The following is a 15,285-nucleotide window of genomic DNA, read 5'->3' on the forward strand; positions in this document are numbered from 1 at the left end:
CTAATGAACATCCTTCTTCTGGGCTCTGGCGGCCGCGAACATGCGCTGGCCTGGAAGCTGGCGCAATCCCCGCTCTGCCAGACGCTCTGGGCTGCCCCCGGTAATCCCGGCATTGCCGAAGTGGCAAGCTGCATCGATCTCGATGTCACCGATCATGCGGCAGTGCTGGCCTTCTGCGAGGCAAACGTGATCGGCCTGATCGTGATCGGTCCCGAGGCGCCGCTGGTCGACGGCCTGGGCGATTCGCTGCGTGCGGAAGGCTTCCCGGTGTTCGGTCCGAACCGCGAGCCGGCCCAGCTCGAAGGCTCCAAGGGCTTCACCAAGGACCTGTGCGAGCGAGCGGGCATCCCCACGGCGGGCTACGAGCGCGTTTCCACTGAAGCCGACGCCATGGCCGCGCTTGCGAAGTTCGGCGCGCCGGTCGTCATCAAGGCCGATGGGCTTGCGGCGGGCAAGGGCGTGACAGTCGCCATGACCATGGCCGAGGCCGAGGAAGCCGTGCGCGAGATCTTCTCGGGCCGCTTCGGCGAGGCAGGCGCGGAAGCCGTGATCGAGGAATTCATGGAGGGCGAGGAGGCCAGCTTCTTCGCGCTGACCGATGGTTCCACCATCGTCCCCTTCGCCACCGCGCAGGACCACAAGCGCGTGGGCGACGGCGATACCGGCCCCAATACCGGCGGCATGGGCGCCTACAGCCCCGCCCCGGTGCTGACCCCGACGCTCGAAGCCGAAGTGATCGAACGCATCATCGCGCCGACCGTGCGCACGCTGGAGAACGAGGGCATGCCCTATTCGGGCGTGCTGTTCCTCGGCGTGATGCTCACCGCACAGGGCCCCAAGCTCATCGAATACAACTGCCGCTTCGGTGATCCCGAGTGCCAGGTGATGATGATGCGCCTCGAATCGGACCTCGTCGAACTGCTGCACGCCTGCGCGGAAAACCGCCTCGCCGCGATCCAGCCGCCGCGTTTCAGCAAGGAGACCGCGCTGACCGTGGTCATGGCCGCCGACGGCTATCCCGGCACCCCCGCAAAGGGCGGTGCGATCGGCGGGATCGACAAGGCCGAGGCGCTGGGCGCCAAGGTTTTCCACGCCGGTACCGCGCTCAAGGACGGGAATCTGGTGGCCAATGGCGGCCGCGTGCTCAGCGTGACGGGACGCGGCGGCTCGGTCGCCGAGGCGCAGGCGGCGGCCTATGCTGCGGTCGACGTCATCGACTATCCCACCGGCTTCTGCCGCCGCGATATCGGCTGGCGTGAAGTGGCGCGCGAAAAGGCGAAGGGCGCATAAGGCGATGGCGGGCAGGGTCGATACCGCGCTCAAGCTGGCGCTGGCGGCGGCGGCGCTGATCGCCGGTTCGGGCGTGGGCTATTACTACGGCGTGGTCCTGCCTGCGCAGGCCGCGCGTGAAGAGGCGCGCGAGAGCGCCGAACGTGATGCCGAGCAGGCCCGCCAGAGGGCCGCCGAAAAGGCGCAGGCCGAGCAGCAGCAGCGGCAGGAATCGGCCCAGCTCGAATATCAGGATTGCCTCAATTTCGCAGAGCTGTCCTACAAGGAGCGCTGGACCGCGAGCTGCCACGCGCAGCATGAGGCCGACGTTGCCGCGTTCCAGGATTGCAGCGACAATCTTTTCGCCACGGAGGCAGGATGCCGCGCCAAGCATCCGATCCGTCCTGAGCGCGATTGCGCGCTCCCCGGCCCGACCGCGCAGAGCTATTCCGACGCGCGCGAGCAGCGCAAGAACGAGTGCCTTGCGCGGCTTCAGGCGGCGCAAGGCGGAGGGCAGCCCCTGCCGCAGCAGAGCGTGCCGCAAATGGCGCCGCAGCCGATGCAGCAGGTTCCGATGGCGCAGGCTACGGGTTACTAATCGCTGCGAGATTGAAAGACGAAACGGAGGGTTTCCGGGCCCATTTCGTCGCCCCCGCGAAGGCGGGGGCCCCGCTACCTTTTAGCGCGACCTCTCAAGAAAAGCGGGGTCCCCGCCTTCGCGGGGACGACGGTGGTGGGGTGCTAGCGTGAACTTCGCGATGATCCGAGGATCTCCCCTTCACGCGGCCTCGCTCTCCATCAACAGGCGCACGACCATGGCGAGCCGTTTGGCATCCTCCCGCGCGAGGTGTTCCTTGGGCAGGCGCTGCTTGGCCTCTTCCAGCGCGGCGACGACTTGCGGGCGGGTGTAGCCGCGATCCATCATCCATTCGCCGAGATAGCGGATCGGAAAGGGCAGGGCTGTGCCGAGCGTCTGGCACAGCACTTCCAGCCAGTATTCGTCCAGCTCGGCGTCTGAATAGACCGAGCAGCCGTCCACGAATTCAATCACTTCGGCCAGCACCTGACGGGCGGGCAGGCCATCCAGTTCCAGCATGGCGCGGCTGATGCCGTGGAGCGCTTCGGCCTCTTCGGACCAGTCCCAGTGTTTCCAGGCGTCGAGCGGGCGGATCATCCAGGCGCGGCTTTCGCCGTCGATCCGGGCTATCGCCACCTCGATCGGATAGGACTGGCCATATTCGGGCAAGCAGCTTGCCTCGAAATCGATCAATGCCGGAATCGTCTGCGCCATGCGGCCTCGCGGGAGGGAGGGGACCGAACCCCCAACCTCTCCCGGAGTCTGTGCCGCGTCAATGGCGCGTCGTTAGGAGGGAATTACCCCAGAACGCTTGCCGCCAGCGTCTTGAGGTCGGCCTCAGGGCGGGCGCCGTAGTGCGAGATCACTTCGCAGGCGCAGATCGCGCCGAGCTTGAGGCACTGTTCGAGGGTCTTGCCGCGCACGTGGCCGTAGAGGAAGCCGGCGGCGAACAGGTCGCCCGCGCCGGTGGTGTCCACCACGCGCTCGATCGGCTCGGCGCCGATCTCGACGCGCTGGCCCTGCGAAACCGCAACCGCGCCTTCCGCGCCGCGCGTGACGACGAGCACCGGAATCTTCGGCGCGAGTTCGGCAATGCCCTTCTCGAAATCGTCATGGCCGAGCAGCGCGGCCATTTCGTGCTCGTTGCAGAACAGCACGTCGATCTTGCCGGTGTCGATCAGGTCGCGGAAATCGGCGCCGTGACGGTCGATCACGAAGCATTCCGAAGGGGTGAAGGCGATCTTGCGACCGGCCGCGCGGGCCGCGTCGATGGCCTTGCGCATTGCCGCTCGGGGTTCCTCGGGATCCCAGAGGTAACCTTCGAGGTAGAGTACGGCGGCGCTGGCGATGGCGCTTTCGTCCAGCGCTTCGGCGGGCAGGTGCTGCGAGGCGCCGAGGAAGGTGTTCATCGTGCGCTGGCCGTCCGGCGTCACGAAGATCAGGCAGCGCGCGGTCGGCGTGCCGGCGCGCGCGGGCACGTCGAATTCGATGCCGCCGGCGCGGATGTCATGGGTGAAGACTTCGCCCAGCTGGTCTTCGGCGACCTGGCCGATGAACGCGCACTTGGCACCGAGCGCGGCAAGGCCGGCCAGCGTATTGGCGGCCGAACCACCCGAGATTTCGCGGGCTGGGCCCATCGCTTCATAGAGGCTCTTGGCCTGATCGGCGTCGATCAGCATCATCCCGCCGCGCGAGAGGCCAAGCTCTTCGATCAGCGAATCGGGGCAGTTGGCAATGACGTCGATGATGGCATTGCCGATGGCGATCACATCGAGAGTCGGCGGCACGGTGGGTTGGGCCATGCTGGAAAATCCTTGGGTTCTGGAAATGTCGGGAAGTCAGGCCGCGACTGGAGGATTTTCAAGCCGGAGGAAATCCCCGGAAGGCTCGGAAAAACGCAGCAGACCAGACCCGGAGCGGGCCGGGCGCTGCCTCCATTCACAACCGGGCCCGCTCTAGCGCGCGCCCGGCCGCTCCGCAAGCGCGGCGGCGGTTGACAGCACCGGCGCTCCGGGCGATGCGAGGCGCAATCATGACCCAGACGAGCCCGATCCCGTCCGCTCTTCCCGATAACGCCTGCCCCGAAAACGTGCGCAGGCGCCTGAGGGGGCCGCTCACGGCGGCCGCGCTGGCGCTCCTGCTCGCGGCCTGCGGCGGCGGTGCGGTCACCAGCACGCCGGCACCCAGCAAGCCCGTACATCGCGGCGGATCGAGGCTGCCGGACGTGCGCCAGCCGAGCCACGTCGCGCGCGATCCCAAGTTCCAGGCGATCCCGGGCGTGGAAGGCGTGATCGGCGCCGACCGCACGCAACTGGTGCGCCTGTTCGGCGAACCCCGGCTGGACGTCATGGAAGGCGATGCCCGCAAGTTGCAGTTCACCGGAACCGCGTGCCTGCTCGACATCTATCTCTATCCGCCCACCGGCGCGAAGGAGCCGGTGGCGACGTATGTGGACGCACGGCGCGGATCCGACGGCAAGGACGTGGACCGCGCAGCCTGCATCGCCGCGCTTCGTAAGCCCTGACGAGGGCGGGGAAACCCCAAGGAAAACGCCCCAAAACGGGCATCTTTCGACGAAGGTCGATTCCCGTCCGATTTGCGAACTGGCGCAGACGGGAACTTTCGCGCTATCCGGGTAGGCCATGTCGGATGTCGCCAATCAGCCGCGCGTACCTGCGCGGGTCGTCCTCCTTTCTCTCGCAGCGCTCTGGGCCTGCTATTTTCTCGTCGCCACGCTGCGCGGCGCGGTCATGGGCTATGACTTCGTCTGGCCGATCTTCTCGCGCCGGCTGACGATCTGCATCCTGTCCATGCTGGTGATGGCGGCGGTCTGGCCGCTGCTCCAGCTGCTGGAGCGCAAATCGGGCGGTACGCGCCTGACGATCGTTCTACTGGGCGCGCTGCCGCTCGCGCTGCTGCTCAGCGTCATCAACGACGCGGTCTTCTCCGATATCGAGATGAGCCAGGCTTACGGCGATGAAGAGGACGCGGCGGCGGTCAAATCGGGCAAAGTCCGGATCAGCCGCGACGAGGCGGGGAATATCCTCGTCGACCTGCCCAATGCCGCCGTACCTCGCGCGCCCGGCGCTCCGGGCGTGCCGAGCGATGGGGCCAGCGATGTGCCGCCGCCTCCGCCCCCACCGCCGCCCGAGCCGACCACGACCAGCGATACCAAGGCCTCGGCGATCACCATCCACACCGGCAAGGCGCTGGGACAGGAATATGCCCGCTGGGCGACCGTGGCCGACACGGCATTTACGCGCTACTTCCTGGTGCTGGCCTGGGCGGCGCTCTATTTCGCGCTGGCCAAGGCCGAGGAAGCCCGCGCGGCCGAGCGGCGCGAGGGTGAATATCGCCGCGCCGCTTCCGCCGCCGAACTGCGTTCGCTGCGCTATCAGGTCAATCCGCACTTCCTGTTCAATACGCTCAATTCGCTTTCGGCGCTGATCATGACCGGCAAGCAGGACGATGCCGAAACGATGATTCAGACGCTCTCGACATTCTATCGCCGGACACTCTCGGGAGATCCCACAAGCGACCTCAAGCTTGTCGATGAGATCGAACTTCAGAAACTCTATTTCGAGATTGAGGCTGTTCGTTTCCCGAAACGCCTCGTTTCGACGATTGATATTGACGAGGCCGTCTCGGATGCGATGGTGCCGGGCATGATCCTGCAACCGCTCGTGGAGAACTCGGTCAAGTACGCTGTCGCCGCTACCCAGCGGCCGGTCACGGTGGCTATCAGCGCGCGGCGTGCGGACGACATGCTTGAGATTACCGTGAGCGACGACGGCCCGGGCGGAACCGTCAAGGGCGTGCAGGGCTTCGGCATCGGCCTGGGCAATGTGCGCGACCGCCTGCGGGCACGCTATGGCGACGCCGCGGAAATCACGTTCGGACGGCGCGAGACTGGCGGCTTCGCCACGGTCCTGCGCATGCCGCTGGAGTTTGCTCGTGCCTGAATCGTTACAGTCCGTGGAATCCGCGCCTCTGCGCGCGCTCATCGTCGACGACGAACCGCTCGCGGTGGAGCGCATGCAGGTGATCTGCTCCCGCATTTCCTCGATCTCGGTGATCGGCACCGCCAGCGACGGTGAGGCTGCGCTGCGCCTGATCGAGGCGCTGGAACCCGATCTCGTCCTGCTCGACCTGACGATGCCGGAGACGGACGGACTCACCGTCGCGCGCCGGCTGGGCGAACTGGCCGAGGCGCCCGCCGTGATCTTCGTCACCGCGCATGACGAATTCGCGGTGGAAGCCTTCGATCTCGACGCGGTGGACTATGTGCTCAAGCCGGTGGCGCCTGAGCGGCTGGAACGCGCGATCTCGCGCGTCGGCGCCCGGCGGGGCGAGCGCACTTTGCCGACCGGCAAGTGGCTTGAGGAATTCTGGGTTCCGCACCGTTCCGAACTCGTGCGCGTGCCGGCTGCCGATGTCGAACGGATCGATGCCGAGCGCGACTATGTGCGCCTGCATGTCCGGGGGGCGAGCTATCTCTTGCTTCAGACGATCACCAGCCTCGAACAGAGGCTCGATCCCGAGCACTTCATCCGCATCCATCGCAGCTGCATCCTGCGCCGCGATCATGTCTCGGGCCTGCGTCATGAAGGGCTGGGCGTCTGGTCGGTTGAGACCGCCGATGGCGAGGCCCTGCGGATCGGGCGGACCTATCTGCCCTCGGTCAAGAAAATGGCGGGCCGCTAGGGGACCCGCCAGTCTTTTTTCCGATTATTTTTTAGGGACTTCGTGAAAGCCACGGCGCTCAGTTCGTGGCTACGCGGGTGCCGTTGGCGTGCTCTACGACCGCAGCCATGTGCTCATGGGCCTGGACGAGTGCCTTGTTGTAGCAGGCCACGGCGTCGGGATTGCGAAGGCGTGTACCCGGATCGATCATGTCGTAGCCGCAGGCATCGCGGGCGGCGGCATTGAGACGACGTTCCAGGGTCTTCTGACCGGCGACGGTCGTCAGGTTGAGATCGGCGTAACGGACGGTAACGTCCTTGGCGAAGACCGGAGCGGCAATGGTCAGGCTCAGTCCGGTAAAGGCGAGGGCAGCGGCGGCGGCTGCGATAGAAGTGGTCTTGATCATCGTGTCTTCCTCCTGGGTGGGCCGCTGGGCGGGGGGTCCCGTATCGGCCCGGTGAGTGTCTTGTGCACCGCACAGAGGCGCGATTCACGCGGACCTCGACCGCAGCGCACGGCATGTCGACGAAGGGGCAGGGAGGCGGACGAACGACGTTCCAGGCCGACGAATGACTTGCCGCGTACAGGCGACAAAGCGCCGAAGATCAATCGCCTATCTCTCCGATTCGATAAGATGATTCGGCTGGACGCTGGCAAGATCGCATCGGCGCATGTACAGTTCGCTATGGCTATGGGACTTATTGTCGTCTTCTGCCTTGGCGTGTTCAACTTCGCCGCGCACAAGGCAGTGCTCGAATCGGGCCATCCGATGCTTGGCCACGTTCCCTGGCTGGTCGAACCGATGGGCGGCCGCCTCAGCCTCATCGTCGAATATGCCATGCTGGTCGGGGCGATGATCATGGTCGCCGCCGGATCGAGTGCCTGGGCCTGGCTCTATGCGTTCTATTCGGGGATCAACGGGCTGGCCGCATGGCTGATCTTCTCCGGGCGGGCGTGACGCTGCCTGCGTCCAGCGGGGAACCCCGGCGGATCTGGCCGGTTCTGGCCGCATGACCGGAGATCACGATACTTCCCCCCGCCGCTGCTGGCTGATCTGTAATGCTGCCAGCGGCAGCAACGACGAGGCGGCTGTCGCCGAAGTGGCTGCCGCGCTGGCGGCCGCCGGATATCCGCCCGAACGCACGTTTCGCTTTCCCGACGAACCTTCCCCCGCGCCCGAGGCGCTGGCCGCTGCCGGGGTTGATCTTCTCGTAGTCTTCGGTGGCGACGGGACCACGCATTCTGTGGTGGAAAGCGCGGTCGGCTGGGACGGCCCGCTGCTCGTCCTGCCCGGCGGCACCATGAACATGCTGGCCAAGCGGCTGCACGGCGACGTGGCTGCGACGGACGTGGTCGGGCGTCTCGCCTCCGGCCCTTTGCGCACCACCCGTCCGCCGGTGATTGCCACCCGCCACGGCATGGCGCTGACCGGCGTGCTGGCCGGACCCGGCACGGTCTGGAACGAAGTGCGCGAGGCGATGCGCGCGGCAAACGTGCTGGGCGTGGTCGCCACTACGCGTGAGGCGATCGCCTGGTCGGTTAAAGGTCCGAAAGTGGTCTGCGCCGAGGTCGACTGCGGGCGCGAGGACGGCTATGCCGCGATCACTGTGACCCCGAACCCGACCGGACTTGAAGCGAACGGCTATTATGCCGACACGCTGGGCGACTTCGCCGGGCAGGGCATCGCCTTGCTCAATCGCGATTTTCGCGACGGTCCGCATGATGAACTCGGCAAGCATACCCGCCTGCGGCTGGTCTGCCCAGATGGCGAGCCGATGGGCCTGCTGATCGACGGCGAACCGTTCGAGGGCGGCACGGAAGAGCAATTCCATCCCGCGACCCTGGAGGTCGACCTGGTGACAACGATCGATGAATCCTGAGGCTTCCGCCGCGCCTGCCGCTTCGCCCCGCGCCCTGCGGCTGTTTCACCTGAGCGATGTTCATTTCGGGCTGGAGGATCCGGAGGCGATCGCCTGGGCCGAAGCCTGCATCGCGCGTGAGCGGCCCGATGCCGTGGCTATCACGGGCGACCTGACGATGCGCGCGCGGCACCACGAATTCCGCGCCGCCTGCCAGTGGATCAAGGGGCTCGACGCGCCGGTCACGGTGGAGATCGGCAACCACGACATTCCCTATTTCAACCTCTACCAGCGGTTCTTCGATCCCTATCGCCGGTTTCGCTCGATCGAGCGGCAGGTGGAGGCGCAACTCGATCTGCCGGGGCTCGCCATCGTGCCGCTTCGGACCACCACTCGCGCGCAGTGGCAGCGGTTTCCCTGGTCGAACGGCTGGGTTACGGATCACGCGCTGCGCGAAACTCTCGCGGCCATCGATGCTCTGCCGGAGGGGACGCGGGTGCTCGTGGCGGCGCACCATCCGCTGATCGAGCGGCGGGCCAAGGACAACAAGCTGCTCACCATCAACGGCACGCGGACGATGGAAATCCTGGCCGGGCGCAAGGTGATGGCGGTGCTTTCCGGGCACATTCACGATGCGTTCGACCTTACGGCGGAAACGCCCGCCGGGCCGCTGCGCATGATCGGCGCCGGCACCCTGTCGAAGCGCATCCGCTCGACCCCGCCGAGCTTCAACGAGATCACCATCACCGGCGACGATATCCGCGTCGTCGCGCGCAATCTGGAGCATCTGCCGACCGTGGCGATGCAGATCGACGAAGTGCCTGAAAACGCGCTGCCGCCGCGCGAACCGGGTGAGCCGGTGGCCCCGGTCGGCGCGGTTCCGCCGGTCGATCCGCCTGTGCACTGAAGCGTGCACTGAACGGCACCCAAACGACACCTGACCATACATGAAAGGGCCGCAGCATCCGGGGGAGATGCTGCGGCCCTTTTCGTATCGACCGTCCCGAGCGGGGGGATTTCGGAAGCGGCCTTTCCCTGAACCTTTCGGCTCTTTTCGAGCGCTTACTGGTAGTCGTGGTCGACCTTGCCGAGGCCGTTGATGTCGGTGGTGAGGTGGGCGGGCTTGCGGACCAGCCTGACCGAACCGATGCCGTCGATGGCGACCGAGACATTCCCGGTGGCACCGATCGTCACGCTGCCGACGCCGTCGACGCTGACCGTGGCGTCCTGCGCTTCCAGCTTGCCGAGGTCGAGGTTGCTGGCGCCCTCGGTCTGGACATCGAGCTTGCGGACCTTGCCCGAGGCATCGAGGTTGATCGCGCCCTGTGCCTTCAGCGTCAGGCTGTCTTGATCGAGGCCGGTCAGCGTCACGTCGCCCGGTGCGTCGAAATCGAAGCTGGCGATCTCGGGCGCGGTGATGCGCACCTTGAGGCCCTTGTGCATGTGCAGGCTGCCGTCGACGCTGAGGCGGCCGTCGTTCCAGGTCAGGCGGTCCACCACCTTCTGCGGGCCGGTGACGATCATCTCGGACTTGTCGCCCTTGGTGAAGACCAACTGGACCGGGATATCCATGGCCAGGCGGGTGCCGGGCTGGAGCGCGAAGGTGCGGGTCTTTTCGGGACCGTGGTCCTTCTCGTCATCGCCGAATTCGAAGTTCCAGCCGCCGTTGTCGCGGAATTCCTGCCGGAACTTGTCGCCGCCGACGACCCAGGCTGCACCGAAGGCGACGATCGAGAGGATCACGCCACTGGCGAATACGATGAGCAGCTTCCTGAACATCACTTGGTTCCTTTCTCTCTCGTACCGATCAGTCTTCGGGGTGGATGGCGGGTTCGATCACGCGATAATGCAGGCGGCCGAACCACATGAGGGCATTGATGATCCAGATGCTCACCAGCGTCAGCAGGGCGCCGACGGCGACCGAGGCGCTCATGATGCCGAGGCCGCCGAGTATGGCAACCAGCACGCCGCCCGGAAAGCCGCTGAACGGTCCCGCGATCAGCACGAAGCCGCCGACGAAGAACATCACGATGGTGGCGACGAACAGGCCGAACATCACGCCCAGAACCGGCAGCACGATCGGCAGCAGGATCAGGATGTCGATGGTGGCGAGGCCCATGAAGGCCAGGATCGCGCCCCAGGCCGAAGACGGCGAACGGCCGCTTTCCCAGTTCTTGAAGCCGGCCTCGAAGCGCAGTTCGCGCGCCAGCCTTGCCGGGTTTCCGAGCGCGGCGGCAACTTCTTCCTCGCTGCGGCCTTCGGCGCTGCCGGCTTCGAAGTGCTCTTCGTAGTCGGCGGCGATCTCGGCGATCACGTCCTGCGGCATTCCGGCCAGGCCTGCCTTCAGGCGCCGGATGAATTCGTTACGCGTCATGGCTCGGCTCCCCTTCTTCCTGCGGCGCCGCTGCCGGCGCGTCTGCGACCATCCTGCCGTCGATCAGGCCATCGACGGCCGCGGTGAAGCCGCGCCATTCGGCAACCTGTTCGTCCAGCCGCGAGCGGCCGATTTCGGTGATGCGGTAATACTTGCGCGGCGGACCCGAGGGCGATTCCTCAAGGTAGGTCACGACGAGGCCGTCGGACTGCATGCGGCGCATCAGCGGGTAGATCGTGCCTTCGCCCATATCGACCGCGTCGGCCATGCGGCTGGCGATCTCGTAAGCGTAGCTGTCACCCCGCGAAAGCAGCGCCAGGACGCAAAGCCCCAGCACCCCTTTCTTCAACTGGATTTCGATTTCGGACATCGAATCATCTCCTGCGGATGAGGAGTGTATATAACCAGCTACTGTGTAACGCAAGGTACCTTGCGTTGAGAAATACAGGGTGTGGCAAGGTACCTCGTCATAGGCAGGTACCTTGCCATCTGCGATGGGCGTATTGTGCTGGGAAACCTTCGGTTTTCTGCGGCGCGCGGGATTGGTCCTGACGCCGCAAAGCGTCCCCCGCCGACGCTGGCTGATGCCGGCAACGTCATCCTGAACTTGTTTCAGGATCCATTTCGCCAATCACACGGCGGTTCGACCGGCGCGATGGACCCTGAAACAAGTTCAGGTTGACGATGGGGATTGGGAGTTGGGGGCGGGGACAATTTCAGCCGGTCGAGCCGGTGTGCCTCTCTAGGGCCCAGCCCTGCCGAAACCGCGCAACAAAAAAGGGCCGCGGTTTCCCGCGACCCCTTTTCGTAAAGCCGTAAGGCTCTCGAAGGCGATTAGCGCTTCGAGAACTGGAAGCTACGACGTGCCTTGGCACGGCCGTACTTCTTACGCTCGACGACGCGCGGGTCGCGGGTAAGGAAGCCGGCGGCCTTGACGGCAGCGCGCAGGGCCGGTTCGTACTTCGAGAGAGCCTGGGCGATGCCGTGCTTCACAGCGCCGGCCTGGCCCGAGAGACCACCACCCTTGACGGTGGCGATCACGTCGTACTGGCCTTCGCGACCAGCAACCTGGAAGGTCTGGTTGATCACGAGACGCAGGGTCGGGCGTGCGAAGTAAACTTCCTGGTCACGGCCGTTGACGATGATCTTGCCGCTGCCGGGCTTGACCCACACGCGGGCCACGGCGTCCTTGCGGCGGCCGGTGGCGTAAGCGCGGCCCTGGGCGTCGATCTGCTGCTCGCGCAGCGGAGCGTTCGACACGACGGGCTTGAAGGTCTCTTCCGTTTCAACAACGGCGACTTCGCCGAGGTCCTTGAGGTCGGACAGGCTCTGAACGGTTTCGGTATCAGACATTACGCGCCAACCTTGTTCTTGCGGTTCATGGAAGCGACGTCGAGCGCTTCGGGCTGGGTGCCACCGTGCGGGTGCTCGGTGCCGGCGTAGAGGTGCAGGGCACGCATCTGGTCGCGGCCGAGCGGGCCACGGGGGATCATGCGCTCAACAGCCTTTTCAAGCACGCGCTCGGGGAAACGACCGGCGAGAACCTTGTCCGCGGTCACTTCCTTGATGCCGCCGGCGTAGCCGGTGTGCTTGTAGTAGGTCTTGTCGCCAAGCTTCTTGCCGGTGAACTTCACCTTCTCGGCGTTGATCACGACGACATGGTCGCCGCAATCGACGTGCGGGGTGAAGCTCGGCTTGTGCTTGCCGCGCAGGAGGTCAGCGATGACGACCGCGAGACGGCCAACCACCAGACCTTCGGCATCGATCAGATGCCACTTCTTTTCCACCTCGGCCGGCTTGATCGACCGGGTGACCTTCGTAAGCGCCTTCATGGCTGGTCTATCCCTAATGTTCAGGTCGCGGGGCCGAATGCTTCGCTTTCACGAATCTCCGGCACTGCGGGAAGGCGGCCAAATCGTCGAAAAGCACGCGCAAGTCAAGCAGACTGCGGGATTCCATAGAGGTAAAATAATACCGTTTGGGTTTGTGAGGGGTGGCTGGAGGTTGTGCGAGTGCGGCTTTGACCGCCGATTATCCACTTCGTCGCCCCCGCGCAGGCGGGGGCCCCGCTTCTGCCTTCGCGCGACCTGAGGGATTGGGCGCTTGTCTGCCATGGCGCCGTCATGCGCGAGGCAGCGGGATCCCCGCCTTCGCGGGGATGACGGGAAAAGTAAGGGGATGACCGGGAAAAGTAAGGGGAGAGGGGACGGTATGTGGGTGATGAGACGAGGGAACGGACGCCTCTGGCAAATCTTAGCCGCCGATCCCCGCCAGCCACGCAATCGTCCCCGGCGCGCCGGCATCGCAGCGCCAGCCGAGGACGGCAGGCTCCTCGTAAGGATGCAGTTCGGCAAGCCGCGCGGTGGCAGCATCGAGCAGGGCGGCGTTGGTCTTGACCAGCAGGCCGAACTCGCGCGCGGTGCCTTTCTCGTCGTTCCAGACGAAGACCGAGGTCACGCCGGGCAGGAGGTTGCCGCAGGCCGCCAGCCGTTCGTCCAGCAGGGTCTCGATGGCGTAGAGCGCGCTCTCCTCGTCGGGGAAGGGGCTCCAGATCAGGGCCGGGATCGAGGTGGGCGCGTCTTCGTTCATATGCCGAACCCTACCTGATCGCGGCGCCCGAGGCCATGCGAGCCCCAGACCGTCGCCGCCACCAGCAGCGCGGCGCAAAGCTGGTGCGCCACCGCCAGCCAGAGCGCAACGCCCGACCAGACCGTGCAGATGCCCAGAATCACCTGCATGCCGAACGCGCAGTGGATCGCCACCGAAGTCAGCCGCAGGCGCATCGCCTTGAGCCTGCGGGCCATGACGATCAGCACGGCGACGACGGCCCAGGCCCACCAGCGGTGCACGAAATGGGTGAGGTAGGGATCGTTGACCAATGCATGGAGCGCGCCGCCCGCCCACTCGACGCCTTCGGGGAAGAACGTTCCCTGCATCAGCGGCCAGGCGTCCATGCTGAACCAGCCGGAACCCGCGACATAGCCCGCGCGCAAGCCCGCCACCATCGCGCCCATGAACAGCTGGAAGAACAGCATCGCCAACGCCAGCGCGGCGAAGCGGGTCAGGCGGGCCGGAGCCTGTCCGCGCCGCAATTCCAGCAGGTCCAGCGCGGTCCAGACGAGCCCGCCCAGCGTCGTCAGTGCGACCAGCAGATGCGCGGCAAGGCGGAAGTGGCTGACCCGGTCGGCCGCTTCGGCGGTCAGGCCCGAGGAGACCATCCACCAGCCGACCACGCCCTGAAGCCCGCCCAGCGCCAGCAGCGCCAGCAGGCGCGGCTTGTAGCCCAGCGGGATCGTGCGCTTGAACCAGAACCACGCCAGCGGCAGCGCGAAGGCCAGGCCGATCAGGCGTGCCAACAGGCGGTGGACCCATTCCCAGAAGTAGATGAACTTGTACTGCCCCAGCGTCATGCCTGCCGGGCCGTTGACGTCGATATATTGCGGGATCCGCTTGTAGTGGTCGAATTCGATCTGCCACTGCGCCTCGGTCAGCGGGGGAATGGCGCCGGTCAGCGGTTTCCACTCGGTGATCGAAAGGCCGGATTCGGTCAGGCGGGTAATCCCGCCGACCGCCACGATCATCACCACCAGCGCGGCTACGAACAGGAGCCAGCGGACCATGGGGACGATGTCGTCGGTGGTTCCGAGGATGGGGCGACCGTCAGCGTTTCTCATGGCCCATGTCCCTGCGATCTTGCGACGAATTGCGCAAGGCCCCGTGACGTTCATCGTGAGGCGAGCGGTGCCGACCGGGCGAGAGTTTGTGCAGTTCGGCGATTCGGGGGTCTTGCATGATGTTACAACATCACATAGATGATGCGGCATGCGGAACACCCTGATCGCGATTCGAAACCGGATGGACCGGGCCGGCGTCATCCTGAGCGGGCTTTGCGCCGTTCATTGTGTTCTTGGCGTGGTGCTGGTGGGCTTTCTGGGTCTTGGCAGCGACTTTTTGGGCGGCGAAGTGCTGCTGTCGCCCGAGATTCACCGCGTGGGCTTGATGCTGGCGGTGATCGTCGGGGTGATCTCGCTCGGCTTCGGCGTTGCCCGCCACGGCCGGATCGCGCCGCTGGTGATCGGCGGGCTCGGCCTGGCGCTGATGGCCAGCGCTATCCTTGTCGGCCATGGCTTTGCCGAATCGGTGCTGACCATCATCGGCGTCTCGTTCGTGGCCTTCGCGCACATCCGGAACATGCGCCACGCGCATTGAGGGTTTCGGGAAAGTGCCGATTGGGCACTTTCCAAATCCGTTCTCCGCGCTATCTGCGGCCCATGGCTGAAGACATCCTGCTCACCGTCAATGGCGAACCGCGCCGCATCGCGCCCGGTTCCAGCATTGCTGACCTCGTCGCCGATATCGGCCTCGACCCCAAGAAGGTTGCCGTCGAGCACAATGGCGATATTGCCCCGCGTTCGACGCTGGGCGATGTCGTGCTGGCGGACGGGGATGTGCTGGAGATCGTCCACTTCGTCGGCGGCGGCTGACGCAGGCGCCGCCCACTCTTTTCCCTGACTCCACGCTCC

At 65.7% G+C, this 15,285-nt stretch carries 20 protein-coding genes; 10 read left to right on the forward strand and 10 right to left on the reverse strand.

Annotated elements, in window-relative coordinates; all coding sequences use genetic code 11:
• Positions 1-3: 3 nt before the first annotated feature.
• Together purD and AC1VVK_RS10155 are read left to right on the forward strand one after the other, a co-directional pair.
• On the forward strand, positions 4-1,290 hold the full coding sequence (gene purD / locus AC1VVK_RS10150; protein ID WP_482902874.1) for a phosphoribosylamine--glycine ligase: 1,287 nt from the start codon (positions 4-6) through the stop codon (positions 1,288-1,290).
• A 4-nt stretch (positions 1,291-1,294) separates the two neighbouring features.
• The gene (locus AC1VVK_RS10155) at positions 1,295-1,867 is read left to right on the forward strand and encodes a hypothetical protein (protein ID WP_482902875.1); all 573 of its coding nucleotides are present in this window, start codon (positions 1,295-1,297) and stop codon (positions 1,865-1,867) included.
• Between the two features lie 180 nt (positions 1,868-2,047).
• On the opposite strand, the gene AC1VVK_RS10160 is transcribed toward AC1VVK_RS10155, so the two are convergent.
• On the reverse strand, positions 2,048-2,560 hold the full coding sequence (locus AC1VVK_RS10160; protein WP_482902876.1) for a 3'-5' exonuclease: 513 nt from the start codon (positions 2,558-2,560) through the stop codon (positions 2,048-2,050).
• An 83-nt stretch (positions 2,561-2,643) separates the two neighbouring features.
• Positions 2,644-3,648, reverse strand: coding sequence for an adenosine kinase (locus AC1VVK_RS10165; protein WP_482902877.1), 1,005 nt, complete (start codon positions 3,646-3,648; stop codon positions 2,644-2,646).
• Positions 3,649-3,878: 230 nt separating this feature from the next.
• Here AC1VVK_RS10165 and AC1VVK_RS10170 point away from each other — a divergent pair, with 230 nt between their 5' ends.
• From AC1VVK_RS10170 to AC1VVK_RS10180, 3 genes are all read left to right on the forward strand, one after another.
• Complete coding sequence (locus tag AC1VVK_RS10170; RefSeq protein WP_482902878.1) at positions 3,879-4,370, forward strand: hypothetical protein; 492 nt, start codon at positions 3,879-3,881, stop codon at positions 4,368-4,370.
• Between the two features lie 118 nt (positions 4,371-4,488).
• Positions 4,489-5,808 (forward strand): sensor histidine kinase, encoded by a 1,320-nt coding sequence (locus AC1VVK_RS10175; RefSeq protein WP_482902879.1) that lies wholly within the window; start codon positions 4,489-4,491, stop codon positions 5,806-5,808.
• 73 nt (positions 5,809-5,881) lie between these two features.
• On the forward strand, positions 5,882-6,550 hold the full coding sequence (locus AC1VVK_RS10180) for a LytR/AlgR family response regulator transcription factor (protein ID WP_243652598.1): 669 nt from the start codon (positions 5,882-5,884) through the stop codon (positions 6,548-6,550).
• A 58-nt stretch (positions 6,551-6,608) separates the two neighbouring features.
• Here the strand turns inward: AC1VVK_RS10180 and AC1VVK_RS10185 are convergent, their stop codons facing one another.
• Positions 6,609-6,935 carry a UrcA family protein gene (locus AC1VVK_RS10185; RefSeq protein ID WP_482902880.1) on the reverse strand — a complete coding sequence of 109 codons (327 nt, stop codon included), beginning with the start codon at positions 6,933-6,935 and terminating at the stop codon, positions 6,609-6,611.
• A 279-nt stretch (positions 6,936-7,214) separates the two neighbouring features.
• Here AC1VVK_RS10185 and AC1VVK_RS10190 point away from each other — a divergent pair, with 279 nt between their 5' ends.
• From AC1VVK_RS10190 to AC1VVK_RS10200, 3 genes are read left to right on the forward strand one after another with little or no spacing between them, the layout of a single operon-like run.
• The gene (locus AC1VVK_RS10190) at positions 7,215-7,487 is read left to right on the forward strand and encodes a hypothetical protein (RefSeq protein ID WP_482902881.1); all 273 of its coding nucleotides are present in this window, start codon (positions 7,215-7,217) and stop codon (positions 7,485-7,487) included.
• A 52-nt stretch (positions 7,488-7,539) separates the two neighbouring features.
• Positions 7,540-8,409: a diacylglycerol/lipid kinase family protein gene (locus AC1VVK_RS10195; protein WP_482902882.1), complete on the forward strand. Its 870-nt coding sequence runs from the start codon at positions 7,540-7,542 to the stop codon at positions 8,407-8,409.
• Entirely contained in the window at positions 8,399-9,295 is an 897-nt protein-coding gene (locus tag AC1VVK_RS10200; protein ID WP_482902883.1) for a metallophosphoesterase family protein, read from the forward strand. Before AC1VVK_RS10195 ends, AC1VVK_RS10200 begins: the two co-directional genes overlap by 11 nt.
• Before the next feature lie 155 nt (positions 9,296-9,450).
• On the opposite strand, the gene AC1VVK_RS10205 is transcribed toward AC1VVK_RS10200, so the two are convergent.
• From AC1VVK_RS10205 to AC1VVK_RS10235, 7 genes are all read right to left on the reverse strand, one after another.
• The gene (locus AC1VVK_RS10205) at positions 9,451-10,167 is read right to left on the reverse strand and encodes a GIN domain-containing protein (RefSeq protein WP_482902884.1); all 717 of its coding nucleotides are present in this window, start codon (positions 10,165-10,167) and stop codon (positions 9,451-9,453) included.
• 28 nt (positions 10,168-10,195) lie between these two features.
• Positions 10,196-10,762, reverse strand: a complete 567-nt coding sequence (locus tag AC1VVK_RS10210; RefSeq protein ID WP_482902885.1) for a DUF1700 domain-containing protein — start codon at positions 10,760-10,762, stop codon at positions 10,196-10,198.
• Complete coding sequence (locus AC1VVK_RS10215; RefSeq protein ID WP_132387788.1) at positions 10,752-11,132, reverse strand: PadR family transcriptional regulator; 381 nt, start codon at positions 11,130-11,132, stop codon at positions 10,752-10,754. The genes AC1VVK_RS10210 and AC1VVK_RS10215 overlap by 11 nt, the downstream gene beginning before the upstream one ends.
• Before the next feature lie 464 nt (positions 11,133-11,596).
• Positions 11,597-12,115 carry a 30S ribosomal protein S9 gene (rpsI, locus tag AC1VVK_RS10220; RefSeq protein WP_132387790.1) on the reverse strand — a complete coding sequence of 173 codons (519 nt, stop codon included), beginning with the start codon at positions 12,113-12,115 and terminating at the stop codon, positions 11,597-11,599.
• Complete coding sequence (gene rplM / locus AC1VVK_RS10225; protein WP_054442085.1) at positions 12,115-12,594, reverse strand: 50S ribosomal protein L13; 480 nt, start codon at positions 12,592-12,594, stop codon at positions 12,115-12,117. The genes rpsI and rplM overlap by 1 nt, the downstream gene beginning before the upstream one ends.
• Before the next feature lie 421 nt (positions 12,595-13,015).
• Positions 13,016-13,351, reverse strand: coding sequence for a divalent-cation tolerance protein CutA (gene cutA / locus AC1VVK_RS10230; protein ID WP_482902886.1), 336 nt, complete (start codon positions 13,349-13,351; stop codon positions 13,016-13,018).
• Positions 13,348-14,436, reverse strand: a complete 1,089-nt coding sequence (locus tag AC1VVK_RS10235; protein WP_482902887.1) for a COX15/CtaA family protein — start codon at positions 14,434-14,436, stop codon at positions 13,348-13,350. Before AC1VVK_RS10235 ends, cutA begins: the two co-directional genes overlap by 4 nt.
• A 148-nt stretch (positions 14,437-14,584) precedes the next feature.
• Between AC1VVK_RS10235 and AC1VVK_RS10240 the strand changes: the two genes are divergently transcribed.
• Both AC1VVK_RS10240 and thiS read left to right on the forward strand, forming a co-directional pair.
• Positions 14,585-14,971 carry a MerC domain-containing protein gene (locus tag AC1VVK_RS10240; RefSeq protein ID WP_132387796.1) on the forward strand — a complete coding sequence of 129 codons (387 nt, stop codon included), beginning with the start codon at positions 14,585-14,587 and terminating at the stop codon, positions 14,969-14,971.
• A gap of 62 nt (positions 14,972-15,033) precedes the next feature.
• Positions 15,034-15,246, forward strand: a complete 213-nt coding sequence (thiS, locus tag AC1VVK_RS10245) for a sulfur carrier protein ThiS (protein WP_482902888.1) — start codon at positions 15,034-15,036, stop codon at positions 15,244-15,246.
• Positions 15,247-15,285 lie beyond the last annotated feature (39 nt).

It is taken from the genome of Novosphingobium sp. BL-S-32, assembly GCF_056857055.1.

Coding starts and splice junctions, on each gene's coding strand:
- purD (WP_482902874.1), top strand. CDS start 4: ATGAACATCCTTCTTCTGGGCTCTGGCGGCCGCGAACATGCGCTGGCC.
- AC1VVK_RS10155 (WP_482902875.1), top strand. CDS start 1,295: ATGGCGGGCAGGGTCGATACCGCGCTCAAGCTGGCGCTGGCGGCGGCG.
- AC1VVK_RS10160 (WP_482902876.1), bottom strand. CDS start 2,560: ATGGCGCAGACGATTCCGGCATTGATCGATTTCGAGGCAAGCTGCTTG.
- AC1VVK_RS10165 (WP_482902877.1), bottom strand. CDS start 3,648: ATGGCCCAACCCACCGTGCCGCCGACTCTCGATGTGATCGCCATCGGC.
- AC1VVK_RS10170 (WP_482902878.1), top strand. CDS start 3,879: ATGACCCAGACGAGCCCGATCCCGTCCGCTCTTCCCGATAACGCCTGC.
- AC1VVK_RS10175 (WP_482902879.1), top strand. CDS start 4,489: ATGTCGGATGTCGCCAATCAGCCGCGCGTACCTGCGCGGGTCGTCCTC.
- AC1VVK_RS10180 (WP_243652598.1), top strand. CDS start 5,882: ATGCAGGTGATCTGCTCCCGCATTTCCTCGATCTCGGTGATCGGCACC.
- AC1VVK_RS10185 (WP_482902880.1), bottom strand. CDS start 6,935: ATGATCAAGACCACTTCTATCGCAGCCGCCGCCGCTGCCCTCGCCTTT.
- AC1VVK_RS10190 (WP_482902881.1), top strand. CDS start 7,215: ATGGCTATGGGACTTATTGTCGTCTTCTGCCTTGGCGTGTTCAACTTC.
- AC1VVK_RS10195 (WP_482902882.1), top strand. CDS start 7,540: ATGACCGGAGATCACGATACTTCCCCCCGCCGCTGCTGGCTGATCTGT.
- AC1VVK_RS10200 (WP_482902883.1), top strand. CDS start 8,399: ATGAATCCTGAGGCTTCCGCCGCGCCTGCCGCTTCGCCCCGCGCCCTG.
- AC1VVK_RS10205 (WP_482902884.1), bottom strand. CDS start 10,167: ATGTTCAGGAAGCTGCTCATCGTATTCGCCAGTGGCGTGATCCTCTCG.
- AC1VVK_RS10210 (WP_482902885.1), bottom strand. CDS start 10,762: ATGACGCGTAACGAATTCATCCGGCGCCTGAAGGCAGGCCTGGCCGGA.
- AC1VVK_RS10215 (WP_132387788.1), bottom strand. CDS start 11,132: ATGTCCGAAATCGAAATCCAGTTGAAGAAAGGGGTGCTGGGGCTTTGC.
- rpsI (WP_132387790.1), bottom strand. CDS start 12,115: ATGTCTGATACCGAAACCGTTCAGAGCCTGTCCGACCTCAAGGACCTC.
- rplM (WP_054442085.1), bottom strand. CDS start 12,594: ATGAAGGCGCTTACGAAGGTCACCCGGTCGATCAAGCCGGCCGAGGTG.
- cutA (WP_482902886.1), bottom strand. CDS start 13,351: ATGAACGAAGACGCGCCCACCTCGATCCCGGCCCTGATCTGGAGCCCC.
- AC1VVK_RS10235 (WP_482902887.1), bottom strand. CDS start 14,436: ATGAGAAACGCTGACGGTCGCCCCATCCTCGGAACCACCGACGACATC.
- AC1VVK_RS10240 (WP_132387796.1), top strand. CDS start 14,585: ATGCGGAACACCCTGATCGCGATTCGAAACCGGATGGACCGGGCCGGC.
- thiS (WP_482902888.1), top strand. CDS start 15,034: ATGGCTGAAGACATCCTGCTCACCGTCAATGGCGAACCGCGCCGCATC.